The sequence below is a fragment of the Clostridium aromativorans genome, assembly GCF_020908015.1.
Lineage (GTDB): Bacteria > Bacillota > Clostridia > Clostridiales > Clostridiaceae > Clostridium_B > Clostridium_B aromativorans.
The window spans coordinates 26,831-50,676 of the sequence record NZ_JAJJPB010000020.1; the positions used below are offsets into that span (position 1 = coordinate 26,831).

Here is a 23,846-nt window from a genome sequence, read left to right on the forward strand (position 1 = left end):
TAACAGAAGATTTCCCCTAAAATCATCTATGAATATAATTAGTCCCAGTTAAATATGTAAGGTATATTTCTATAATAATCTCCATAATTAAGACCATAGCCTGCTACAAATACATCAGGAATTTTAAAACAGTAAAAATCCGGTTCCAGGGAAATTTTTCGTCTTTCAGGTTTATCCAATAACACACAGGATTTTATGCTGGAAGCACCTCGCGATTTTATATAATTTATAACAAAATCCATAGTTATACCTGTATCTATTATGTCATCTACAATCAATACATCATATCCGTGAATATCATCCAATATATCATTTAAGATATTTACTTTTCCCGATGACGTTTCGGAATTTTTATAACTTGAAGTTGTCATAAAACCTATTTTTAGTGGAAGATCTATTTCCCTCACTAAATCTGATGTAAATATAAAACTTCCTCTTAAAAGAGATAATACATATAAATTTTTATTTTTGTATTCTTGATTTAACAATTTCCCCAATTCTTTTATTTTTTTTGCAATTTCTTCTTTAGTTATCAGTATATTTTTTGATTTATTTTCCATTACAAACCTCCAATGATATATTATAAAACATGGTCTCAAATTTACATTATTAATATTAACAACATTTTTACGAATTTTCAATACTAGGTACTCTTTAATAATTAATTTTTAACTGTGCTCAAGAATTGCTTGATTGGGGAGAAGTTTGTACAACTGCATCAGTATAGAAAAAAAAGTATATGATAAAGCTAAAAAATTTATAATTAAATGATAGCATGTATTATAGAATAGTACATATTGACTTAAAAAATTGACTGTGCCATAATTATAGTATAATTTATATTACGTAGGAGGAATTACGATGGATAAATATGTTTGTACTGCTTGTGGTTATGTTTATGATCCTAAAGTAGGGGATCCTGATTCTGGAATTAAGCCAGGAACTGCTTTTAAAGATTTACCTGAAGATTGGGTATGTCCACTTTGTGGTGTGCCAAAAAGCGATTTTGAAAAAGAAAAATAATTGGTATGTTGAGATAATAATGCTAAATAATGTAACAAAAGGTATCTGAAGATATAGTACTCTTAAAGTGTTATATCTTCAGATACCTTTTGTTATTATAAATATTTATTTATGCAGCTAAAATTTAATAGAGTATTATATAAATTAAATATGTTCTTGAATTTTTGTAAAAAAAATAGTATATAATTGTATAATATATAATATAATTTTATACTCAAAATTTAAAAGGGGGCCGACAGGAAAATGGAAAAAACTATTTTACAGTATCAGAAAGCTTTTAATATTACTATTGAAAGACTTAGGACTAACGATTCTATTCTTGCAGTTATGGTTTTTGGAAGTATGATTACAGGGGATTTATGGGATGAGTCTGACATTGATTTACTTATAGTATGCGAAAATGACATGGATGATGTAAAAAACTTGTATACAGAGGAGGTAGGTGTGCCTATTCATGTCAAGTTTATGAGCAAGAACAATTTTTTACAATTGCCTGAACAGGATTTAAAAGGTGGATTCATTCACAGGATAATATCTTCTTCTAGATTGATATTTTCTAAAGACATGGATATAACGTCCAAATATGATGTGGGAAGATATTACCCCGATTTGGATAGAGAAAGGTGGAATATGTTTTATCTTGGAGAATTATTTAAAAGTATGAGTATATGTAAAAAATACCTTCAGAATAATGGAATACATACTTCTTATATTGCTGCAGTACGGTCAATAGAAGAATTTTCCAAATTATATATAAACTCATCAGGCCATATGATAAGTAAGGATGCTATGACTATGACTATGAATTTAAATAATGACTTTAAAGTCTGTGTGGATAATTTGTTTTTTAATGACATTAGAGAAGTGGAGAAGTCTATAGAAGATACTATGAATTATTTAAAGAAAAATGTAGATAAAAATATTCGAAATGTTGCGAAGATACTTTTGAATTATATGAGAGAAAAAGACTGTTTTTTGAGTTCGGAAGATATAAAAAACGACGAGTTATTTTGTAATTATAATATAAATATGGAAGAGATCCTAAATGAGTTGTGGAAGAGAAACCTGATTAAAAAAGAATCCAGAGATTATAGAACTAAAGATGGAACGTGTTTATTTAAAGAAAATGTATATTTTATTTAGTGGTTTTTCCATATAATGAAATGGGATTTAGTACCAAAAATTTATTTTGATTTTTAGTACTAAATCTTTTATTTTTATGTTATTGTGATGATGTAGGATAATATCTATAGGATGTTTTAATATATTTTAATTTAAAGAAGGGAAATGAAGTTTCTATTGAATAAATATTTGATGGATTTAAGAAAAGGGAAAGTTAAGTATTTAATGATAGAGGAGCATATAAAAAATTTAATAGACAAAAATAAAATAAAGGATGGTGAGAAACTGCCGGCTATAAGAGAACTAGCGCGAATATTAAAAGTAAATAATATTACCATAGTAAATGCCTATAAGGAGCTGCAAAGTAAAGGATATGCCGTCTTAAAAATGGGAAGTGGAACTTATGCCAAGAAGAGGGATATAAATAGGAACCTTAATAGAGAGTATTCTAGGGCATTGAAGAGAATATTCAGCAATGAAATAGGAGACTATATAGATTTTACAGGAGAGACATCCAGCGGCGAATTTTTTCAAATAGATCTCTTTAAAAATGTTTTAAATGAGGTATTGGACAGGGATGGGTCCAGGGCTTTAATTTATCAGGAACCGTTGGGATATGAGGGATTGAGAAAAAGTATAAGTGATGTCTTTTGGAAGGATAGTGTAAATCCAGAAGATATACTTATAGTTTCTGGAGCTCAACAGGGAATAGATGTAGTTTCAAAAGCTATCCTAAATACAGATGATAGTGTAATAGTTGAAAAGCCAACTTACAGCGGAGCACTATCCGTATTTAAGTCCAGAAGATCAGAGATAATTGAAATACCAGTAGAGAAGAATGGTGTAAATGTGGATAAGCTTGAAAAAATACTTCAAAAAAATAATATAAAATGTTTTTATACTATGAGCTATTTTCAAAATCCATCTGGTATAAGCTATGATGATGACAAAAAAAAACAAATATTGAGGTTGGCAGAGATATATAATTTTTATATAATAGAAGATGATTATCTTTCAGAATTAATTTACGATAGTAATATAAAATATAATAGTTTTAAAAGTTTGGATCATAATGATAGAGTCATTTATATAAAAAGTTTTTCAAAGATATTTTTGCCTGGCATAAGAATTGGATATTTAATACCTCCTGAAAAATTTAGAGAGAACATTCAAAATTCTAAAATTAACACGGATATAGCTACCTCCAGCCTTATGCAGAGGGCATTGGATTTATACATTAGGAAAGGTATGTGGAAGGATTATATAAATATGTTAAATATAAAATACAAGGATATGTATATATATATGGGAAAATGTATAGTTAAATACCTAAATGATAAGGTAGACTTTACAAAGCCAGGAGGGGGACTGCACTTTTATCTAAAAATTAAAGATAGTATTGAAATAGATTCCATAAGTCTTTTTAAAGAGGCAAAACGTAGGGGAGTGTTAATTACTCCGGGTTCATTATATTATAAGAATCCTTCGGAAGGTAAGAAATATTTTAAAATTGGATTTTCACATGTTAGCAAAGAAAATATAAAAAGAGGAATTCAAATATTAAATAGTCTTATGACTATATAGTTTATTATATATTTTTAAGAAATAATTTATGAGGGATGTTTTGAAAGGCGGGGTAATATGGGATATTTTACAGTAAAAAATCAAGCTGGTTCGAGATTTGAGGAAAAAAAGTCCATATTTATAGGGAGTGTAAAGAGAGTATATACTGAAGGTGATGCTAGAAGATTCATAAATAGGGTGAAAGAACAAAATCCTAAAGCATCACATAATGTGTATGCATATGTAATTGGAGAAAAAATGAATATTCAAAGATACAGTGATGATAGAGAACCTCAAGGAACTGCAGGAATACCTATCCTGGAAGTGATTAAAAAAAAGAAGCTGACAGATATTGTCACAGTGGTAACAAGATATTTTGGGGGAATACTTCTAGGTAAAGGCGGGCTGGCAAAAGCTTATTCTAAATCTGCTGTATTATCTATTGACAGTGCAAAGATAGTGGAAAGAGTAAAAGGTTCACCTATAGATATATCTATAAATTACGAGGATTTGGGGAAATTGCAGCATTTTTTTGAACAAAAGTCTATTCCTATAGAGAATATTGAATATGCTGACAAAGTTCAGTTGTCAATAAATTGTATTCTAGAAAATGTTGATTTGCTGATAAATGAGATAATAGATGTAACCAATGGAAAATGTGAACTTATAGTTGGAGATGAAGAATTTTATTTTAAAGTTGATAATAACCTGATTAAAGAATAATGCGTTTATATTTGTAGTGATCTGCTTTTATATGATATAATACAATTTGCATGATCAATATTAAATAGTTATAAACTGTAAGTTAGGAGGAAATTTATATGTCAGGACATTCAAAATGGCATAATATACAGGCAAAAAAGGGTAAGGCAGATGCGAAAAAAGGTAAGATATTTACTAAGATAGGAAAGGAATTGGCTATTGCGGCTAAAACCGGTGGTTCAAGTCCAGATAGCAATGCAAAATTAAGAGATGTCATAGCAAAAGCTAAGGCAAATAATATGCCCCAGGATACAGTAAACAGGGCAATCAAAAAAGGCGCCGGAGAAATGGAAGGGGTAAGCTATGAGGAAATAGTTTATGAAGGATATGGACCTGGAGGGGTTGCTGTGATAGTAAAAGCATTAACTGACAATAAAAATAGAACGGCAAGCAGTGTAAGGGCTGCATTTTCAAGACACGGTGGAAATCTAGGAGCTAATGGATGTGTGTCCTGGATGTTTCAAACTAAAGGTCAGATTATTATAGAGAAAAAAGATGACATTGATGAAGATGATGTCATGATGAAAGCCCTGGATGCCGGTGCAGAGGATTTTGATGCCCAGGAGGAAGTTTTTGAAATAATTACTTCTGTAGAGGAGTTTGGGAAAGTCAGAGAAAATCTTGAGGGAAATGGACTTGATTTTTTGTCAGCAGAAATTACTATGATACCGGATAATACTATCTCTGTTGATATGGAAACTGCTGAAAAAGTTCAGAGATTAATAGATAAACTTGAAGACGATGATGATGTTCAGGATGTTTATCACAATGCTGATTTTCCTGAAGAATTTGAAGGGTAAAGGACCATATGAACCATCTTTGATATGGATATATATATAATATTCATATCAAAAGTGGTTTTTATTGTTAAATAATACGTTTTGCCTTATTCAGGCGCACAGCAGTGCTTATGTCCCATTTTGAGAAGTTGGGAGTAGCCAGCAATGGTAGCGTTCGGATAAAAACTAGGGGGATTATCCCCCAGTTTGAAAGCATTGTATTATTATAATCCGCATTTTTGCAATGCTTGTTTTAAGTCTTCAATGATGTCTTCCGCACTTTCAAGTCCTACACTGAATCTTATGTATCCATCTCTGAAATTTTCTGGATAGAAATTGATCCTTTCATCACTTGCTCCAGTGTATACAATCAGGCTCTCGTCATGTCCCAGGGAAACTGCCGGAACGATGAGCTCAAGTGAATTTATAAATTTATTATGGGTTTCCGCATCTGCTTTAAGTGCAAAAGCTATAATTCCTGAGTAGAGCTTCATCTGTTTTTTGGCAATTTCATGCTGCGGATGGCTTTCAAGACCCGGATATGCCACGAACTTCACTGAAGGATTTGATTCCAGATATTGGGCGACTTTGAGAGCGGTATGGCTGTGTTGCTCCATACGCAGGGGAAGTGTCACAACACCTCTCATTATAAGCCATGCATTAAAAGGACTTATAGTTCCCCCCAGATTCACCATAGCCTGGGCTTTAATTTTGTCTATGAGATCTTTTTTGCCCAGCACTGCTCCACCCATGGCATCACCATGTCCATTTATATATTTGGTCAAGCTGTGTATAACAAGATCTGCTCCCAGTTCAAGAGGGCGCTGCAGGTATGGAGAGGCAAATGTACTGTCAACACTAAGTAGAGCTCCTGCGGATTTCGCAATTTTTGCAATTTCTTCAATGTCGCTTATTCTCGTGGTGGGGTTTCCTGGAGTTTCAACATGAATGAGCCTGGTATTGGGGTGTATGGCCTTTTTTATTTCTTCTAGGTTGGAGGTATCTACAAGGGATGTCTCTATATTGTATTTTTCAGGGAGATATTCGTTTAACAGTCTGTAAACTGCTATGTATGATACATTTGAACAGATCACATGTGAATTTTTGTCAAGAAAAGTAAAAAACACACCTGCCAGTGCAGCGACACCACTTGCAAGGACCACGCAGTCTTCTGCACCTTCCAGTGCGGCAAGTCTTTGCTGAAGATAAAGTTGATTTGCAGAGGTGTTTCTGGTATATAATATCTGATTTGGATCACTCCAGTTGATTGAAGATGCATCTTCGGGAAGCCTGTAACAGTTTGCCATGGTTATTGGGCGCCTTATGGCCCTGGTTTCTTTATCAATACCATTTCCCACGTGAATGCATTTTGTTATAAAGCTGGTTTCTTTGCTCATAAATTTTCCTCCTTATTAATTGTGTATAGTATAAAATAAAAAAGCTGTTTTTCATAAGAAAAACAGCTTTAAAGTTACGACTTGAAAATTTTTCTTATCTTTCAGAATAATCTGTTGGAATTAACACCATACATTAAATAGAATGTTGGTTGTCGGGCATCATAGGGCCAAGTCCCTCCACCGCTCTTGATAAGATTTATTTATTAATTTTTTTAATAGTATACCTAAATAGGAATTTTGTCAAATATTTTTGTTGATGGAGTTAGGAACTTTTACTTTTCTATTTTAAATATGTACTATGTGTCATGAGATTTTCTCACCTATAATTTAGAATATAACAATTTTAATTGTAAAAAATAATAATAGCGACGATTTATGAGGAGTAATTTGTATGAAACGAATATTAGCTATTATTTTTGTAATTATAATGTATATGGATAATGTTGCTCTGGCTAAATTTGGAAATTATGAGGTTCATTTTTTAGGAGTTGGTCAGAGTGACTGTATTTTAATAAAAACTGATGATAAAAATTATCTTATAGATACAGGAGCTGCTTATTATACCAGGAGAATTATAAGATATTTGGATTTAAATCAGGTAAAAAGCATAGATGGTATAATACTCACTCATTATCACGATGATCACTATGAAGGCATAATTAAAATAGCTCAGTCCAGAAAAGTTTGTAAGGTGTATCTTCCAGATCATAGAAACTATATCCAGAATATTATGAGTGATAAGCTGAATAAAATGGGGGTGGATGTTGAATATATAAAAAGAGGTTGGGAAATTAAAAATTATGGATGCGTTCTTAAGGCAATCGGGCCGGTTCGTGAAAGTAAAACTGTAGAAAATAATAATTCTATAGTCCTGCAGGGAAAAGTAAATGGATTACAATATGTATTTGCAGGAGACTGTGAGAGATCAGAAGAAGAAGATATTTTAAAAACAGGCGAACTTAAAAAATGTGATGTGCTTAAAGTTCCCCATCATGGATTAAATACAAGTACTACGAATAGGTTTTTGGATAGGGTAGAACCTAGAGTGGCGATTATAACGAGTGATGGAGTGGGAACTCCGGATAAAAGAGTTGAAAACAGACTTATAAACAAGGGGGCAATAGTTTGGAGAATAGATAATCAAGGCAATATAGTCATTAAAAATGACATATTGTATTGCAGTAAAAATTATACCAGCATAAGATTGAAATAACATGTATAATTTTTATAAAAGTGTCTATAATATCCAGAAAAGGAGGGATATTGTGGATAGAAGAAAAATTCGCACGGCAATTTTAGTTGTTTTTACTATTTTAATTTTTGGATTGAGTTGTTATATATGTATAGTGGGATTTCAAAATATAAATATGGAAAAGAAATTAAGTCAAGCTAACAAGAATTCCTATGATACTGTAAAAGTGAATTCTTCCATAAACGGTGTTGTTGATAATGATGCCAGAGTAATATTCAAGATAAAATATGATAAAAGCGGAGAAGTTCAGATAGAAAAACAGGAATTGGCAGGAAAGTTAGCTGGCAAGAAGAAAAGTGAAGTTGAAAAAGCTTATAAGGATGTAGGATATAAGGTAGAAAAATTCAGTGCAGGAGAAATAGTGTTAATAAAAAATGTAGACAAATATGCTCCTAATAAATATGTATTGGGAATAAAAAATGGATTTATAGCTATATATAAAACAGATAAACAGGGAAATATGCTTATAGAAAATGAAAAAAGAGATATTACAAGTATAAGTACGAATAGGTTGAAAGAAGAAGATATTAAACTTTTGACTAAGGGAGACAAATATTTTCAGTGTAATACCAGAGAAGAAGCAGAAGCACGCCTTGAAGACTATGAATAGTAGCCTTTAAGGCTTTTTTAGGTAAAGGAGCCTGGTTCTATATAATTATCACTTGAACTGAGGTATTCAAAATGATAAAGTATAATATGTGCTATAATATTTATATGATTTTCAATATTTTACGGGGGAATTTTAGATGTATGAGTATATAAAGGGGATATATAGAGGCGTGAGTAGAGATTATATTATAGTTGAAAACAATGGCATAGGCTATAAAATAAATACGTCAGGTAGTACTATTGCTAACACCCCTAAAATAGGTGAAAACATATTGTTGTATCTGCAGCAAATAGTAAGGGAAGATTTTATAGGATTGTATGGCTTTCTGACGAAAGAGGAGATAAACATGTTCAATCTTCTTTTGACTATAAATGGAATAGGTGCTAAAGCAGCACTTTCGCTCCTATCCATAAGTAATGTTGCTAATTTAAAGTATGCTATAATATCTGGAGATGAAAAGAATTTAGTGAGGGCTCCCGGAGTAGGAAAGAAAACTGCGCAGAGAATTATCTTGGAATTAAAAGATAAAGTATCCCCAGAGGAAATCGGGGATCATGAGAATAATTGTCAAGAGCTTGGTGAAGGCAAAACCACTTCTGAAGTTGTAGAAGCTCTCAAGGCCCTTGGATACTCTGAAAAGGAGGCAAACAGTGCATTGAAAGCCATAAATAATAATAGTTCTATTGAAGTTATGATAAAAGAAGCTTTGAAATTTTTAATGGATTAGGCTAGGTGATGGGTGTGGAAAATAGAATAGTCACTCCATTTAATATGGAGGGTGATGCTGAAAACGAGCATAGTTTAAGACCTAAAAGACTTAGTGAATATATAGGACAAAACAAGGTGAAAAATAAGCTTAATATATTTATAGAAGCTGCGAAAAACAGAAAAGAAGCACTGGATCATGTGCTTCTCTATGGACCGCCGGGACTTGGGAAAACCACTCTTGCAAATATAATTGCCATGGAAATGGGAGGGAATTTGAAAGTTACTTCTGGTCCGGCTATAGAGAGAGCGGGGGATTTAGCTGCAATACTTACCAGTTTAAATGATATGGATGTGCTTTTCATAGATGAAATACACAGATTAAATAGAAGCGTAGAGGAAATATTGTATCCTGCTATGGAAGACTATGCACTTGATATAGTTATAGGAAAAGGTGCGGCTGCAAAATCCATAAGACTGGATCTTCCTAAATTCACATTAATAGGAGCTACTACTAGGATAGGACTTTTGACATCTCCACTGAGGGATAGATTTGGAATGTTATGTCCCATGGAGTTTTATGGAGAAAAGGAGCTCAGTGAAATTATAATTAGATCTGCAGAGATACTCGATATAAATATAGAATATGAAGCTGCCCTGGAAATAGGAAAAAGGTCCAGGGGAACACCGAGAATTGCAAATAGACTTTTGAAAAGGGTTAGAGATTATTCAGAGGTAAAAGGTAATGGAACAATAGATGTTGAGACCAGCAAGCTTGCTTTAAAATTATTGGAAGTGGATGAAGAGGGATTTGACAGTATAGACAATAAAATATTAAAGGCTATAATTGACAATTTCAATGGAGGACCTGTGGGAATAGAGACACTGGCTTATTTTATAGGAGAAGAATTGGATACTATAGAAGATGTGTATGAACCCTATCTGCTTCAGAAGGGTTTTATAATAAGAACACCTAGGGGGAGAATGGCATCTGATAGTGCCTACAGACATTTTAATAAAACTAGAAAAGGTGGCACATTGAAGAGAAAACAATACAGTCATCGTGGACAAAACGAAACGGAGTGAAATTTATTGAAAGTTACGGATTTTGATTTTTACTTACCTAAGGAACTGATTGCACAACATCCATTAAAACAGAGAGATGAAGCAAGGCTTATGGTATTGGACAAGAAGACAGGAAAAGTAGAACATAAGGTGTTTAGGGATATAATAGGCTATTTAAATCCGGGAGATTGTCTTGTTTTAAATGATACCAGGGTTTTACCTGCCAGGCTTATAGGGAAAAAAGAGGGCAGCGGCGGAAAAATGGAAATTTTGCTGTTAAAGAGAAATGAGGATGGCAGCTGGGAAACACTGGTTAAGCCGGGAAGAAGAGCTAGGATTGGAGACAGGTTTGATTTTGGAGATGGAGAGTTGAAAGCTGAAATATCTCAGATAAAGAAAGACGGAAATAGGATAGTTAAATTTGAATATAGGGGAATATTTGAAGAAGCACTGGATAAACTTGGGCAAATGCCTTTGCCGCCTTATATAAAGGAAAAGTTGGAAGACAAGGAAATGTATCAGACGGTTTATTCTAAAGAAGAAGGTTCAGCGGCAGCCCCTACGGCTGGACTTCATTTTACAGAGGATTTACTCCAAAAAATAGAAGATAAGGGAGTTAAACTTGCTTTTTTGACTTTACATGTGGGTATTGGAACTTTTAGACCGGTTAAGGTTGAAAATGTTGAAGACCATGATATGCATTCTGAATACTACCGTATGTCGAGGGAAACTGCAGATGTAATTAACGGAGCAAGGGAAAGCGGGCACAGTGTAATTTCTGTGGGAACCACATCCTGCAGAACTCTTGAAACCATAGCGGATGAAGATGGAAGAGTCAGAGAACAGTCAGGATGGACAGATATATTTATATATCCGGGCTATAAGTATAAGATAGTAGATAAGCTTATAACAAATTTTCATTTACCCCAATCTACCCTCATAATGCTGGTAAGTGCACTATGTGGGAGAGAAAATATATTAAATGCATACCGGGAAGCGGTAAAAAACAGATACAGGTTTTTCAGTTTTGGAGATGCCATGTTTATCAAGTGATTTTAGGAGTCAGGTATAAAAATTTAGGCTGTGCATTGTGAATTGTATAAATATGAGGTGTTTCGATGTATAAATTACTGAAAAAATGTGGAAGAATAAGGAGAGGTGAGTTTGTTACTCCCCATGGCGTGGTTCAAACTCCGGTATTTATGAATGTAGGTACTTTAGCGGCTATAAAGGGTGCGGTTTCAACTATGGATTTAAAAAAAATTGGCTGTCAAATAGAGTTGTCCAATACATATCATCTGAGTTTAAGACCGGGAGATGAAATCATTAGGCAGCTGGGCGGATTACATAAATTTATGAATTGGGATAGACCCATTTTAACTGACTCAGGCGGCTTTCAAGTATTTTCACTGTCTGATATAAGAAAAATAAAAGAAGAAGGGGTATATTTTAATTCCCATATAGACGGCAGAAAGATATTCATGGGACCTGAAGAAAGTATGAGAATTCAGAGCAACTTGGCGTCTACTGTAGCCATGGCTTTTGATGAATGTGTGAAAAATCCTTCCCCGAGAGATTATGTTGAAGATTCAGTGAAGAGGACTACTAGATGGCTTAAAAGGTGCAAGATAGAACTTGACAGATTAAATTCTCTATCTGATACTATAAATAAAAAGCAGATGCTTTTTGGAATAAATCAGGGTGGAGTATATGATGACATAAGAATAGAACATGCTAAAATAATAAGCGAAATGGATCTGGAAGGGTATGCCATTGGAGGATTGGCAGTAGGGGAAACTCATGAGGAAATGTACAGGATTTTAGAAAGTGTCATACCATATCTTCCGCAGAATAAACCCATATATTTGATGGGGGTGGGCACACCGGAAAATATACTTGAATCAGTGGAAAGAGGGGTGGATTTTTTTGACTGTGTCCTCCCTGCAAGAAATGGAAGGCATTCCCATGTATTTACATCGGAAGGTGAATTAAATCTTTTAAACGCAAAGTATAAATTAGATGATAATCCCATTGATCAAGGATGCAGCTGTCCCACTTGTAAAAATTACAGCAGAGCTTATATAAGACATCTGTTTAAGGCAAAGGAAATGCTGGCTATGAGACTTTGTGTGATCCACAACCTATATTTTTATAATAATATGATGAAGGAAATAAGAGATGCTATTGATGGAGATTATTTTCATTCATATAAAAGAGAAAAGCTTAATCAATGGGAAGACAAAAGTTAAATAAGAACTATTTTATAAGGAGGTGAAAGCGTTGGATTTATTAGTTAGGATATCACCATTTATATTTGTAGTGGTAATTTTTTACTTGCTTATATTTTTACCAGAGAGCAGGAGAAGAAAAAAATACAATGCTATGTTGAGTAATCTTAAAGTCAATGATGAGGTTATGACTAAAGGTGGTATAGTAGGTAAAATTATAAATATCAGAGAAAATGAAAGTTTTATAACACTTCAGACAGGACCTGACAGAATAAAGATAAAACTTGACAAGACAGGGGTGTTAAATGTCCTTTCAGATGATAAAAGCTCAGAAAATTCTAATAAGGGTAAATAGAAATAAATTCAAAGAAAAGAAGTTTAAAATTTAGGTATAAAGCGCCTTTTGTCTACATAGATACTATTAGATAGGAGGTGTTTTAATTTGGAAAAAAGTAATAATTATCTTTCTGCTATAGAAGGAGTTATTAGAGGATTTATAATTACTGTGATTTTGCTTTTGATCTTTGCCGTTGTAATGACTTTTATAGAAGTCAGCAGTCAGGTAAGTTATATAGTTTATCTTATTACGACAATACTCAGTATAATGTACGCTTCCATTTATGCAGTGAGGAAAATAGGGGAAAAGGGATGGCTTATAGGTATTATAGTTACTCTTTTATATCTATTTATACTATATGTAGTTTCTGTTATTTCGGGAAATTCTGCTGTGATAGGTGTAGATGGAATTAAGAGGTTAGTACTTGCACTAATAGTGGGGGCCTTATCTGGAATGATTGGAATTAACTTGCAATAGGTACTTATAGTCCGGCTTTATTTTGAAATTGATTTATGTTATAATCTAAACGATATATTATTAATTGGAGGAGTTTAATATGAAGCATATAAAAACTATAAGTAATTCTAATATAAGAGATAGCCTAAAAAAGCCAGGTTGCAGAGAATGTGCTAATTCCTGCCAGTCGGCGTGCAAAACTTCCTGTACCGTTGCCAATTTGGCCTGTGAAAATTAATATAAATTTTAGGCAGTAACAGATAAAAAGTTACTGCCTAAAATTTATGTCATCGTAAAGATAAGTGTATTATAGGAGGGAATAATTTGGCTAATATTCATAAATTTGTACAGGGTGGATATCGATATGTATTGGATGTAAACTCCGGGGCACTTCATGAAGTTGACCAGCTGGTGTATGATATCCTGGATGATGAAAAACTGCCTGGTCTTGAAGAGACGCTGGAAATGCTCAAAGATAAATATGAAAAAGAGGATATTGTGGAGGCATATGGAGAGATAGAGGAATTAATTAAAGGGGATATACTGTATTCTAAAGATCTCTATGAAAATATTGCGTTGCAAAATGACAATTCGGTATCATTTATAAAGGCATTGTGCTTAAACATTGCGCATGATTGCAATTTAAGGTGTAAGTATTGTTTTGCAGATGAAGGCGAATATAAGGGAAGCAGAAAGCTTATGTCTGCTGATATTGGGAAAAAAGCAATTGATTTTGTCATAGAAAAATCAGGACCTAGGAAAAATATAGAAGTGGATTTATTTGGTGGAGAGCCCCTCATGGCTTTTGATACTGTAAGGCAGATTGTGGATTATGCAAGATCTCAAGAAAAGATACACAATAAGAGTATAAGGTTTACCATGACTACTAATGCGACACTTTTAAATGATGAAATAATAGATTATCTGGACAAAAATATGGGGAATATAGTGTTGAGTATTGACGGAAGAAAAGAAGTAAATGACAGAGTGAGAGTGAGGATAGATGGAAGTGGAACCTTTGACTCCATATTGCCCAAAATCAAAAAGATGGTAAAAATAAGGGATAAATCTAAACAATACTATGTCAGGGGAACTTTTACCAGAAAAAATACGGATTTTTTCAAAGACATAAAATATCTTGCAGATGAAGGATTTGATGAAATATCCATAGAACCTGTAGTGCTTCCTAAGGACAACCCACTCTCAATAAGGGAGGAGGATCTGCCAACTATCTATGAGCAGTATGACAAGCTGTATGAAGAAATGCTTCGAAATGGTGGAAAGTTTAAATTCTATCATTTTAATATAGATATTACAGGGGGACCCTGCGTATATAAAAGAATATCGGGCTGTGGAGCAGGACATGAGTATGTGGCTATAACTCCCGATGGAGACATATACCCCTGTCATCAATTTGTGGGTAATGAAGATTTTAAAATGGGAAATTTAAATGATTGGAATAATTTAAGGGAGGATATTGTTCAAAAGTTCAAGACGGCCCATATATATAATAAACCCAAATGCAAACAGTGTTGGGCAAGGTTTTACTGCAGCGGCGGATGTCAGGCTAATAATTACAATTTCAATGGAGATATGAGAGAACCCTATTCACTGGGATGTAAAATGCAGAAAAAGAGAATTGAGTGTGCTATTGCACTTAAGGTCAGAACCATGAAAAAATAGGAATATATTTTACATAAAGTTAATACTTAAAGTCATTATATTTGGGCTCATAGTATTGACGCTGTTTTTCTTAAGTAATATAATTTCTAATGTGGATTGTTGTAAAAAAATAGTATTTATTTACAGGTTGAGGAGGATAAAGATGAAATCTAAGGGGAAAAGTACCATAGTTTTCTTCCTATGTATAATTCTGATAGGTTTTTTAGCTTATTCGGGAGCATATGGAGTGACTTTAGGAGGATATAAACTTAAACCTTTTGGTGAAGTTATAAATAGGGGACTTGATCTTCAAGGTGGAGTTTCTGTACTTGAAGAAGTTCAGGGAAATAATGTGGATCAAAAGACCATGGACAGAACTGTGGAACTTTTGTCTATGAGAGTTAATAAATTAGGAGTAAGTGAAACAGTGGTGGCCAGGGAAGGACAGAAGAGAATAAGAATTGACATACCGGGAAAATTTGATGCCAAAGAGGTAATAGATGGTGTGGCAAAAACCGGTGAACTTAAATTTGTAGGCCCTGACAATAAAACCATACTTACCGGTAAAGATGTGAAAGATGCTACTGCTTCCATTGATTCTACAAATGGAAATCAAGCTGTGATAAATCTGGAATTAAACCAGCAGGGAGCCAAAAAGTTTTCAGATGCCACTCAAAAATTTATGGGACAAAAAATAGCAATTTACTTGGATAATGACATGCTTACCAATCCACAGGTGGATGCACATATAACCGATGGAAGAGCCGTCATAAGCGGTAAAAACCAGACTCTTCAGGAGGCACAAAGGCAGGCTGATCTTATAAAATCAGGAGCACTTCCAGTTACGGTAAAACCGGTTCAGGTTAAAACTATAGGTGCATCTCTAGGAGCCAATGCCCTCCCACTTAGTTTATTGGCGGGTAAAATTGGAATAGGACTTGTAATGCTGTTCATGCTTTTATATTATAGACTTCCTGGACTTATTGCAGATATAGCACTTACACTGTATGTATACATAGTTTTGGCGGCTTTTGCCGGCGTAAATGTGACCCTTACATTGGCTGGTATTGCGGCGTTTCTTTTGACGGTAGGAATGGCAGTAGATGCCAATATACTTATCTTTGAGAGAACTAAAGAAGAACTTAAAAGTGGAAGGTCAGTTAAGGCATCTATAGATGCCGGTTTTAGGAGGGCCATGAGCTCGATTCTGGATTCAAACATTACGTCTATTATATGCGGTTTTGTGCTGTATAATGTGGGAACGGGTTCCGTAAAGGGATTTGCCCTTACCCTGATCATAGGTGTAGCTTTAAGTATGTTTACCGCAGTAACTGTAACCAGAACCCTTATGAAATTGGTAGCCAATATGGGATGGTTTAACCACAAACAAACTATTGGGACTTTTGGTGTACATGATTTTAGAAAGGGGTTAGTAAAATAACATGAGTGGTATATATAAAATTGTTGAAAAAAGAAAGATATGGTTTACTATTTCCCTTATAATAATTATTATTGGAATATTTACCATGGCTACAAAAGGACTGGAATATGGACTGGATTTTAAAGGCGGTACTATAGTGGAGATAAATTTAGGCACAGATTTTGACAAAGCAGATGTGGACAGCATAGTAAAGAAATACTCTGTTGATTTTCAATCCAATAAATCCGACAATAAATCCATAACCATAAAAGCTACTTCTCTTACTAATGATGAGATAAGCAAAATTGTGAAAGATGTTAAAGCCAAGTATAAAAAAAGCAGCTTGACAAATCAGGAAAATATAGGAGCTGTTATAGGAAAGGAAACTAGAGTAAAAGCTATAGAAGCTGTCGTGATAGCAATAGTGGCCATGTTTATATATATAGGCATAAGATTTGAACTCAGTTTTGGTATGGCGGCTATTATATCTCTTGTTCACAATGTACTTGTAATGCTGTCTGTTTATGCAGTACTTAGGGTTTCTATAGATTCCAATTTTATAGCAGCAGCACTTACAGTTATAGGATATTCCATTCATGATACTATAGTTGTTTTTGATAGAATAAGAGAAAATCAAAGATACATGAGAAGAGTGGATCCTATGATCGTTGCAGATGCAAGTGTCACACAGACACTTGCCAGATCTATAAATACTGTACTCACCGTTGTAATAACTCTGACTTCTGTGTATATTTTGGTCCCTTCCGTAAGGGTATTTTCAGAGCCTATTCTCATAGGTGTAATTACAGGATGTTATTCTTCCATATGCATTGCCAGTCCGTGTTGGGTTATGATAAAAAAACATATGTTGGCCAATAGGAGAAAACTTAATAAAACGACTTAGTTAATTATTTAAAATGTACATTCAATATGATAAAATAAAAAATCCAGAGTATATTGAAACTTTGGATTTTTTTATTGTGGAAAATCTAGTCATACTGTGTTTGTAATAGAAGACAATATCATTTATAATAGAAGTGCTTTCGATAAATTTGGAGGTTTTATTATGGAGATGCAAAAGGAAAACATACAGCATTTTAATTTTATGGGAATGAAAAATCCCTTCCTTTTAAAAAATATGGGAGAGGCTTTAAAAAGAATAATAAAAGCTGTAAATGAAAGGGAAAAAATAGTGATCTATGGTACTTGCGATTTAGATGGTATAACTTCAGTGTCTCTGTTGTTACTTGTACTCAAATATCTAAATGCGGATGTGGAATATTTTATATCTGATGAAGTTGATGATTCTAGTATAAAATCAGATATAATAGAAAACCATATAAAATTTTTAGGTACCAAGCTTATGATAACTGCAGGGTGTGGGATCAGCTCTGTTCCTCAGGTAAAACTATGTAAAAATTTAGGAATTGATGTTATAATAACAGATTATCATAGTAGTGAAGAAATCTTACCGGAAACAATTATTATAGATCCAAACCAAAAGCAGTGTACATATCCTTATAAGAATTTAACTGCAGTGGGAGTGACCTTTAAATTATGTCAGGCCATATCAATGTATTATGAAATGAAATGCGTAGGGAAATATCTGGATCTTGTGGCGCTGGGGATTCTTTCAAAACAGACCGATGTAAGCGGTGAAAATGAAATTATGGTGAATCAGGGCATATATTGTATAAATTACACAAATAATTATGGAGTAAAAGCCCTGCTTAAGATAAATAATATTTCCAGTGTAAATTGGAAAAGTATATGTGAACTTTCAAATAAAATGATGCGTTCAATTAAAAATAAGAGATATATAGATAATGCCAGAATTACAGTGGAACTTTTTATAACGGAAAATATGGATAGAGCAGAACAGATAGCGAAATATTTAAAAAATGAAATTGTATAAGGATATAAATGCTGTGACTTGAATATTTGTCAATATTTAATATATAATTATAAGGTAGAAGATTATATTTCATTGGGGTTAAAAATCAATTGTAAAACAATAAAGCTATTTTTGAGGGGGAGTACAAGTGGATCTAAAGAACAGTATAAGGGTAATAGAAGGATTTCCAAAGAAGGGGATAAGTTTTAAAGATGTAACTACTTTGCTTAAAGATAAAGAGGCTTTTAAATATACCGTAGATAGAATATCATCCTATTTAAAAAATAAAAATATAGATATAGTAGTTGGACCTGAAGCAAGAGGCTTTTTGTTTGGAGCACCTGTAGCCTATGCTATAGATGCTGGTTTTGTGCCTGTGAGAAAAAAGGGAAAGCTGCCCTGTGACACTTTAAAAGTCACCTATTCTCTGGAATACGGCAATGATGAATTGGAAATGCACAAGGATGCAATAAAACCAGGACAGAGGGTTGCGATAATTGATGATTTACTTGCAACTGGAGGTACCACCAATTCTGTTGCTAAATTAGTGGAAGAAGCGGGCGGAGTAATTGTAACTATAGGATTTGTAATAGAGTTGACTGATCTTAAGGGAAGAGAAAAATTGAAAAATTATGATGTTAATTCTTTAATTCAGTATAATATTTAAAGTTTGTTAATTTTAAATTGCAAGTTTTAAAAGTATATAATATAATGTTAATAAAAAATAATGGCTGGTTTAATAGACCAGCCATTGATTTTAGGGAGTATCGGTATGTTAGAACGATTGATGGAATTAATAGATAAAAATTGTAATAATATAGATAAAGATATGGTTAAAAAAGCGTATTATTTTGCCGATGAAGCCCATAAAAGACAAAGAAGGGAATCTGGCGAGCCTTATATAATGCACCCTGTAGAAGTAGCTTGTATATTGGCGGAAATGGGATTAGATACTGGCACAATAGTGGCAGGGCTTTTACATGATGTTATAGAAGATACTGATTTTAGTCATGAGGATGTGAGCAGGGAGTTTAGTCCTGAAGTAGCAAATTTAGTCGAGGGTGTTACTAAGCTGGGAAAAATAGAATATAAGACCAAAGAGGAACAGCAGGCTGACAACGTGAGAAAAATGCTGCTTGCCATGGCAAATGACATTAGGGTTATACTGATAAAGTTGGCTGATAGACTTCATAATATGAGAACATTGAAGTACTTGCCCGTAGAAAAGCAAAAGGAAAAGGCAAAGGAAACTTTTGATATATATGCACCATTGGCACATAGACTGGGAATGTCTAAAATTAAATGGGAATTGGAAGATCTAGCCTTTAGATATATAAACCAAAATGAATACTACTTTATAGTGAGAAAAATTGCGGAAAAAAGGGTAGAGAGAGAAAAACATATAGAGCAGATAATAAATCAATTAAAAGAAAATTTAAAAAAAGCGGGTATAGATGCGGATATTGAAGGCAGGCCGAAACATTTTTACAGTATCTATAGAAAAATGGTAAAGAAAAATAAAACTATAGATCAAATTTTCGATTTGACTGCTGTGAGAGTTATAGTGGATACGGTAAAAGATTGTTATGCTTCTCTTGGAATAGTTCATACTATATATAAACCTATACCGGGAAGATTTAAAGATTATATTGCTATGCCAAAGCCCAACATGTATCAATCACTGCATTCTACTGTTATAGGACCCCAGGGGAAGCCCTTTGAAATACAAATAAGAACTTTTGAAATGCATAAAACTGCAGAATATGGTATAGCAGCTCACTGGAAGTACAAAGAGGGAATTGAAACCGCAGAGGATATTGATAAAAAGCTTACCTGGCTCAGAGAAATGTTGGAATGGCAAAGAGAAACTTCGGATGCAGAAGAATTTATGGAAAGATTTAAAATAGACCTGTTTTCAGATGAAGTTTTTGTGTTTACACCTAAAGGTACTGTTATAAATCTGCCCTATGAGGCAACCCCTATAGACTTTGCCTATAAGATACATACGGATATAGGAAATAGCTGTATTGGGGCAAAAGTAAGTGGAAAAATGGTACCCCTGGATTATCACTTGAAAACGGGAGAAATTGTAGAAATACTTGTATCAAGTACCCCCAAGGGTCCCAGTATTGATTGGTTAAATGTAGTTAAAAGTAATCAAGCTAAAAGCAAAATAAGATCCTGGTTTAAAAAAGCCAAGAGAGAAGAAAATATATTGAAAGGCAAAGAGCTTCTTGAAAAAGAGGCAAAGAAACAAGGATATAATTTTGGAGAAATTGCGAAAGGTGAAATCATAAATTCTGTACTAAAAAAATACAATATGAATTCTATGGATGATCTCTATGCTTCAGTGGGAGTTGGCGGTTTGAATTCTTCTGTTATAGTTTTAAAGATGAAGGATATGTATATTCAGACTTCCAGAATGGATATTGATGATTGGAAAAAATTAAGAGATAAACTGGATAAAGTTACATCTAAACCACATAAAAGGCGTAAAGAATCTCCAGGAGTGATTGTAAAAGGTGAAACCAATGTACTTGTTAGATTTGCAAAATGCTGTAATCCAGTACCGGGCGATTTTATAATAGGCTATATAACCAAGGGTAGAGGAGTTTCTATTCATAGAAAAGATTGTAAAAATATAGACTTTTTGATGAAAAACAAAGATAATAAGGTAGTGGAGGTGAGTTGGGGGAAACCTAAAGGCGAGTATATTACCGAAATTAAAATAGAAGCCGAAGACAGGCAAAAACTTTTATCTGAATTGATGAATATAATAAATGACAGTAAGATTGATCTCTATGCTGTAAATGCTAAACCGATTAAAAACGGAATAGCTGTTGTAAAAATGAAATTGAAGATATCCAGTATTGATGAACTCAAAGATGTAATGAGAAAATTGAGAAAGGTAAAGGGTGTTACTGAAGTTTATAGAACAGAAAATTAACTGTTAAATTAAGGGGTGTGATTATGCGAGCTGTAGTTCAGAGAGTGAAAAGTTCCAAGGTGGAAGTGAATGGAAAAACTATAGGGGAAATAGGAAATGGTCTAAATGTGCTCCTGGGGATATCTGTGGAAGATAAGGATGAAGATATTACCTATATGAAGGATAAAATATTGAATTTGAGGATATTTGAAGATGAAAATGGAAAATTAAATAAATCTCTTCTGGATGTAAAGGGGGAACTGATTATAATTTCACAGTTTACCCTGTACGGCGACTGCAGAAAAGGAAGAAGACCGAGTTTTATAAGAGCTTTGCCAGGTGATAAAGCTAACCTTATATATGAGAAGTTTATAGGAGAATGTAAAAATTCAGTAGACAGAGTAGAAAGTGGTAAATTCGGTGCAGACATGCTGGTCACTATAGAAAATGACGGACCTGTGACTATTTTAGTGGATAGTGAGAAAAAATTTTGAACATAATTTATCAAGGTAGGAGGTGTTTTTTGTGAAATTGAGAAAATTAATTGTAGGGGTGTATGCGGCTAATTGCTATATACTATCAGATGAAAATGCTGCGGAATGTGCGGTAATTGATCCTGGTGGAGATTTAAATGATATAGTAAACGCAATAGATGCTTCTAGGTGCAAAGTTAAATATATATTACTTACCCATGGCCATGCAGATCATACGGGAGCAGCAGATCAGATAAAGAGTGAATATAAAGCTCTCATAGGAATAAATAAGTTGGATTATGAAATGATGCAGAGAAAAGATCTTATGTATGGTACTATTGCAGGAGAACCTGATATTTATTTTAAAGATAATCAGATATTTAAAGTTGGAGATATTAGATTGAAAGTGATATTTACACCTGGACATACACCTGGAGGGGTGAGTTTCTTAGCAGAAAATTTAGTTTTTACTGGAGACACGCTTTTTCAGGGTTCTGTAGGCAGAACTGATTTTCCAGGAGGAAATTTTGATGCAATTATAGATAGTATAAAAAGTAAACTCATGATTCTCCCAGACGATACAAAGGTGCTTCCAGGACACGGTCTCAAAAGCTCTATTGGTAAGGAAAAAATTTACAATCCATTTATATCTGGTAGGAAGTCATAATATTTATTTTTTATGAGAAAGGGGTTTTATTTAGCATTTTATGGATACAGTCAATGCTTTTTTAAGTGAATTATGGAAATAAGAATAAAATTAAATTCTAATAGGTATAGATATGTAATATTTGAAATAGTAAATTTATTTTATGATTTCAAACGTATAATTTTTGTAAAAAACGAAAACTGGGATTTTAACATTGTAATACTTGAGAATATTGTTGCAATAAAAGATAGAGAAAGCAGTTATAGGGTAGAATTCCAGAATGGTTTGACAGAAAATGAAAATATAAAAAAAATAGTATTTTTATATTTTAATGAGAGGATACAAAAAAACTTACCCTGGGGAACGTTGGTTGGAATAAGACCCAGCAAAATAGCGCTAAAGTTGGTAGAAGAGGGTAGGAGCAGAGAATATATAGTAGAATATTTTTATAGGCACTTTTGCTGTAAAAAGGATAAATCAGAACTTTGTGTCGATATAGCAAATTCTGAGAAAGATGTAGTAAATGCCGATAGTAGGAATGTAAGTGTGTATATAGGAATGCCCTTTTGTCCTACTAGGTGTATTTACTGTTCTTTTGCCTCTAATCCAATTGAAAAATGTAGAAATATTGTAGATGATTACCTCTGCAGCTTGACTTGTGAATTGAGAAAGATTTCAAATTATATAATAGAACATGGCCTAAATGTAGAATGTGTGTATTTTGGAGGAGGGACTCCTACAGCCGTAAGTGATGAAAAATTTGAAAAAATAATGAATGAAATATATAATGGTTTTGTATGTAATCATAAAATAAGTGAATTTGATGTAGAATGCGGCAGACCTGACAGTATAACTTTGAATAAATTGGAAACCATGAAAAAATATAAGGTAAATAGAATAAGTATAAATCCACAGACAATGAATGACAGTACATTAAAATTTATTGGAAGAGGGCACTCCGTAGAAGATATAAAAGAAAAATTTTATATGGCAAGGCAATGTGGATTTGACAATATAAACATGGATATAATTGTAGGCCTTCCTGGTGAGAGAATAGACCATATAAATAGGACTTGTGAGGAAATAGAAAGACTTTCTCCGGACAATCTGACAGTGCATGGGTTGTCTGTAAAGAGGGCATCCAGACTCTATGAAAATATAATAAATAATATAAAGTATTCCATTGCTGGTAATAGAGAGTTAAATTCAATGTATAATAGGACCGCTTTATTGGCTGAAACGTTGGGAATGAAGCCATATTATATGTACAGGCAAAAAAATATGGTAGGCAATATGGAAAATATAGGATATACAAGAGCTCGTAATTCAGGAATTTATAATGTGGAGATGATTGAGGAACGGCAGACCATAATAGCCTGTGGAGCTGATGCTGTTACTAAAGTTATATTTTTAGATGAGAATAGGTTGGAAAGGCAGGCAAATGTGAAGGATGTGAGAGAGTATATAAACAGGGTGGACGAAATGGTTCAAAAGAAAATAAAACTTTTAGATACATTGTATTGAAT

Annotated in this window: 25 protein-coding genes and 1 riboswitch; of the genes, 23 read left to right on the top strand and 2 right to left on the bottom strand. The window is 33.4% G+C overall.

Annotated elements, in window-relative coordinates:
* Nucleotides 1–38 precede the first annotated feature (38 nt).
* Entirely contained in the window at nucleotides 39–560 is a 522-nt protein-coding gene (hpt, locus tag LN736_RS13700) for a hypoxanthine phosphoribosyltransferase (RefSeq protein WP_150358808.1), read from the bottom strand.
* A gap of 301 nt (nucleotides 561–861) precedes the next feature.
* Between hpt and rd the strand changes: the two genes are divergently transcribed.
* The 5 genes from rd (at nucleotide 862) to LN736_RS13725 (ending at nucleotide 5,270) form a co-directional block, all read left to right on the top strand.
* Nucleotides 862–1,023 carry a rubredoxin gene (rd, locus tag LN736_RS13705; RefSeq protein WP_150358809.1) on the top strand — a complete coding sequence of 54 codons (162 nt, stop codon included), beginning with the start codon at nucleotides 862–864 and terminating at the stop codon, nucleotides 1,021–1,023.
* Nucleotides 1,024–1,266: 243 nt separating this feature from the next.
* On the top strand, nucleotides 1,267–2,166 hold the full coding sequence (locus LN736_RS13710; protein WP_150357296.1) for a nucleotidyltransferase domain-containing protein: 900 nt from the start codon (nucleotides 1,267–1,269) through the stop codon (nucleotides 2,164–2,166).
* 156 nt (nucleotides 2,167–2,322) lie between these two features.
* Nucleotides 2,323–3,729, top strand: a complete 1,407-nt coding sequence (pdxR, locus tag LN736_RS13715) for a MocR-like pyridoxine biosynthesis transcription factor PdxR (RefSeq protein ID WP_179977871.1) — start codon at nucleotides 2,323–2,325, stop codon at nucleotides 3,727–3,729.
* A gap of 57 nt (nucleotides 3,730–3,786) precedes the next feature.
* On the top strand, nucleotides 3,787–4,431 hold the full coding sequence (locus LN736_RS13720) for a YigZ family protein (RefSeq protein ID WP_150357298.1): 645 nt from the start codon (nucleotides 3,787–3,789) through the stop codon (nucleotides 4,429–4,431).
* A 98-nt stretch (nucleotides 4,432–4,529) separates the two neighbouring features.
* Nucleotides 4,530–5,270, top strand: coding sequence for a YebC/PmpR family DNA-binding transcriptional regulator (locus LN736_RS13725; RefSeq protein WP_150357299.1), 741 nt, complete (start codon nucleotides 4,530–4,532; stop codon nucleotides 5,268–5,270).
* 203 nt (nucleotides 5,271–5,473) lie between these two features.
* On the opposite strand, the gene LN736_RS13730 is transcribed toward LN736_RS13725, so the two are convergent.
* Nucleotides 5,474–6,646, bottom strand: a complete 1,173-nt coding sequence (locus tag LN736_RS13730; RefSeq protein WP_229981738.1) for a trans-sulfuration enzyme family protein — start codon at nucleotides 6,644–6,646, stop codon at nucleotides 5,474–5,476.
* Between the two features lie 91 nt (nucleotides 6,647–6,737).
* Nucleotides 6,738–6,842: riboswitch (SAM riboswitch) on the bottom strand.
* 195 nt (nucleotides 6,843–7,037) lie between these two features.
* Here LN736_RS13730 and LN736_RS13735 point away from each other — a divergent pair.
* The 18 genes from LN736_RS13735 (at nucleotide 7,038) to LN736_RS13820 (ending at nucleotide 23,844) form a co-directional block, all read left to right on the top strand.
* A complete protein-coding gene (locus LN736_RS13735; protein WP_229981739.1) occupies nucleotides 7,038–7,859 on the top strand; it encodes a ComEC/Rec2 family competence protein in 822 nt (273 codons plus the stop codon).
* A 52-nt stretch (nucleotides 7,860–7,911) separates the two neighbouring features.
* Nucleotides 7,912–8,508: a hypothetical protein gene (locus LN736_RS13740; RefSeq protein WP_150357304.1), complete on the top strand. Its 597-nt coding sequence runs from the start codon at nucleotides 7,912–7,914 to the stop codon at nucleotides 8,506–8,508.
* A gap of 136 nt (nucleotides 8,509–8,644) precedes the next feature.
* Nucleotides 8,645–9,235 carry a Holliday junction branch migration protein RuvA gene (gene ruvA, locus LN736_RS13745; RefSeq protein WP_150357306.1) on the top strand — a complete coding sequence of 197 codons (591 nt, stop codon included), beginning with the start codon at nucleotides 8,645–8,647 and terminating at the stop codon, nucleotides 9,233–9,235.
* A gap of 14 nt (nucleotides 9,236–9,249) precedes the next feature.
* The gene (ruvB, locus tag LN736_RS13750) at nucleotides 9,250–10,299 is read left to right on the top strand and encodes a Holliday junction branch migration DNA helicase RuvB (protein WP_150357308.1); all 1,050 of its coding nucleotides are present in this window, start codon (nucleotides 9,250–9,252) and stop codon (nucleotides 10,297–10,299) included.
* Nucleotides 10,300–10,305: 6 nt separating this feature from the next.
* The gene (gene queA, locus LN736_RS13755; RefSeq protein WP_229981740.1) at nucleotides 10,306–11,331 is read left to right on the top strand and encodes a tRNA preQ1(34) S-adenosylmethionine ribosyltransferase-isomerase QueA; all 1,026 of its coding nucleotides are present in this window, start codon (nucleotides 10,306–10,308) and stop codon (nucleotides 11,329–11,331) included.
* 65 nt (nucleotides 11,332–11,396) lie between these two features.
* Nucleotides 11,397–12,527 carry a tRNA guanosine(34) transglycosylase Tgt gene (tgt, locus tag LN736_RS13760; RefSeq protein ID WP_229981741.1) on the top strand — a complete coding sequence of 377 codons (1,131 nt, stop codon included), beginning with the start codon at nucleotides 11,397–11,399 and terminating at the stop codon, nucleotides 12,525–12,527.
* 31 nt (nucleotides 12,528–12,558) lie between these two features.
* The gene (gene yajC / locus LN736_RS13765) at nucleotides 12,559–12,861 is read left to right on the top strand and encodes a preprotein translocase subunit YajC (protein WP_150357314.1); all 303 of its coding nucleotides are present in this window, start codon (nucleotides 12,559–12,561) and stop codon (nucleotides 12,859–12,861) included.
* An 87-nt stretch (nucleotides 12,862–12,948) separates the two neighbouring features.
* Entirely contained in the window at nucleotides 12,949–13,320 is a 372-nt protein-coding gene (locus LN736_RS13770; protein WP_150357316.1) for a TIGR04086 family membrane protein, read from the top strand.
* Between the two features lie 79 nt (nucleotides 13,321–13,399).
* Entirely contained in the window at nucleotides 13,400–13,537 is a 138-nt protein-coding gene (scfA, locus tag LN736_RS13775; protein WP_150357318.1) for a six-cysteine ranthipeptide SCIFF, read from the top strand.
* 86 nt (nucleotides 13,538–13,623) lie between these two features.
* Nucleotides 13,624–14,982, top strand: a complete 1,359-nt coding sequence (scfB, locus tag LN736_RS13780; protein WP_229981742.1) for a thioether cross-link-forming SCIFF peptide maturase — start codon at nucleotides 13,624–13,626, stop codon at nucleotides 14,980–14,982.
* 142 nt (nucleotides 14,983–15,124) lie between these two features.
* Nucleotides 15,125–16,402 (top strand): protein translocase subunit SecD, encoded by a 1,278-nt coding sequence (gene secD, locus LN736_RS13785; protein WP_150357322.1) that lies wholly within the window; start codon nucleotides 15,125–15,127, stop codon nucleotides 16,400–16,402.
* Between the two features lie 10 nt (nucleotides 16,403–16,412).
* The gene (gene secF / locus LN736_RS13790) at nucleotides 16,413–17,285 is read left to right on the top strand and encodes a protein translocase subunit SecF (RefSeq protein ID WP_179978320.1); all 873 of its coding nucleotides are present in this window, start codon (nucleotides 16,413–16,415) and stop codon (nucleotides 17,283–17,285) included.
* Nucleotides 17,286–17,447: 162 nt separating this feature from the next.
* Nucleotides 17,448–18,296 carry a DHH family phosphoesterase gene (locus tag LN736_RS13795; RefSeq protein ID WP_229981743.1) on the top strand — a complete coding sequence of 283 codons (849 nt, stop codon included), beginning with the start codon at nucleotides 17,448–17,450 and terminating at the stop codon, nucleotides 18,294–18,296.
* A 127-nt stretch (nucleotides 18,297–18,423) separates the two neighbouring features.
* Nucleotides 18,424–18,942 (top strand): adenine phosphoribosyltransferase, encoded by a 519-nt coding sequence (locus LN736_RS13800; RefSeq protein WP_150357328.1) that lies wholly within the window; start codon nucleotides 18,424–18,426, stop codon nucleotides 18,940–18,942.
* Nucleotides 18,943–19,047: 105 nt separating this feature from the next.
* Nucleotides 19,048–21,222: a RelA/SpoT family protein gene (locus LN736_RS13805; RefSeq protein WP_229981744.1), complete on the top strand. Its 2,175-nt coding sequence runs from the start codon at nucleotides 19,048–19,050 to the stop codon at nucleotides 21,220–21,222.
* 23 nt (nucleotides 21,223–21,245) lie between these two features.
* Nucleotides 21,246–21,695, top strand: coding sequence for a D-aminoacyl-tRNA deacylase (gene dtd, locus LN736_RS13810; protein WP_179977867.1), 450 nt, complete (start codon nucleotides 21,246–21,248; stop codon nucleotides 21,693–21,695).
* 31 nt (nucleotides 21,696–21,726) lie between these two features.
* Nucleotides 21,727–22,341: an MBL fold metallo-hydrolase gene (locus LN736_RS13815; protein ID WP_150357334.1), complete on the top strand. Its 615-nt coding sequence runs from the start codon at nucleotides 21,727–21,729 to the stop codon at nucleotides 22,339–22,341.
* 72 nt (nucleotides 22,342–22,413) lie between these two features.
* A complete protein-coding gene (locus LN736_RS13820; RefSeq protein WP_229981745.1) occupies nucleotides 22,414–23,844 on the top strand; it encodes a coproporphyrinogen III oxidase in 1,431 nt (476 codons plus the stop codon).
* Nucleotides 23,845–23,846: the final 2 nt, after the last annotated feature.

Coding starts and splice junctions, on each gene's coding strand:
- LN736_RS13795 (WP_229981743.1), top strand. CDS start 17,448: ATGGAGATGCAAAAGGAAAACATACAGCATTTTAATTTTATGGGAATG.
- LN736_RS13720 (WP_150357298.1), top strand. CDS start 3,787: ATGGGATATTTTACAGTAAAAAATCAAGCTGGTTCGAGATTTGAGGAA.
- LN736_RS13820 (WP_229981745.1), top strand. CDS start 22,414: ATGGAAATAAGAATAAAATTAAATTCTAATAGGTATAGATATGTAATA.
- hpt (WP_150358808.1), bottom strand. CDS start 560: ATGGAAAATAAATCAAAAAATATACTGATAACTAAAGAAGAAATTGCA.
- LN736_RS13735 (WP_229981739.1), top strand. CDS start 7,038: ATGAAACGAATATTAGCTATTATTTTTGTAATTATAATGTATATGGAT.
- LN736_RS13730 (WP_229981738.1), bottom strand. CDS start 6,646: ATGAGCAAAGAAACCAGCTTTATAACAAAATGCATTCACGTGGGAAAT.
- LN736_RS13710 (WP_150357296.1), top strand. CDS start 1,267: ATGGAAAAAACTATTTTACAGTATCAGAAAGCTTTTAATATTACTATT.
- LN736_RS13725 (WP_150357299.1), top strand. CDS start 4,530: ATGTCAGGACATTCAAAATGGCATAATATACAGGCAAAAAAGGGTAAG.
- LN736_RS13805 (WP_229981744.1), top strand. CDS start 19,048: ATGTTAGAACGATTGATGGAATTAATAGATAAAAATTGTAATAATATA.
- tgt (WP_229981741.1), top strand. CDS start 11,397: ATGTATAAATTACTGAAAAAATGTGGAAGAATAAGGAGAGGTGAGTTT.
- rd (WP_150358809.1), top strand. CDS start 862: ATGGATAAATATGTTTGTACTGCTTGTGGTTATGTTTATGATCCTAAA.
- ruvA (WP_150357306.1), top strand. CDS start 8,645: ATGTATGAGTATATAAAGGGGATATATAGAGGCGTGAGTAGAGATTAT.
- dtd (WP_179977867.1), top strand. CDS start 21,246: ATGCGAGCTGTAGTTCAGAGAGTGAAAAGTTCCAAGGTGGAAGTGAAT.
- scfA (WP_150357318.1), top strand. CDS start 13,400: ATGAAGCATATAAAAACTATAAGTAATTCTAATATAAGAGATAGCCTA.
- secD (WP_150357322.1), top strand. CDS start 15,125: ATGAAATCTAAGGGGAAAAGTACCATAGTTTTCTTCCTATGTATAATT.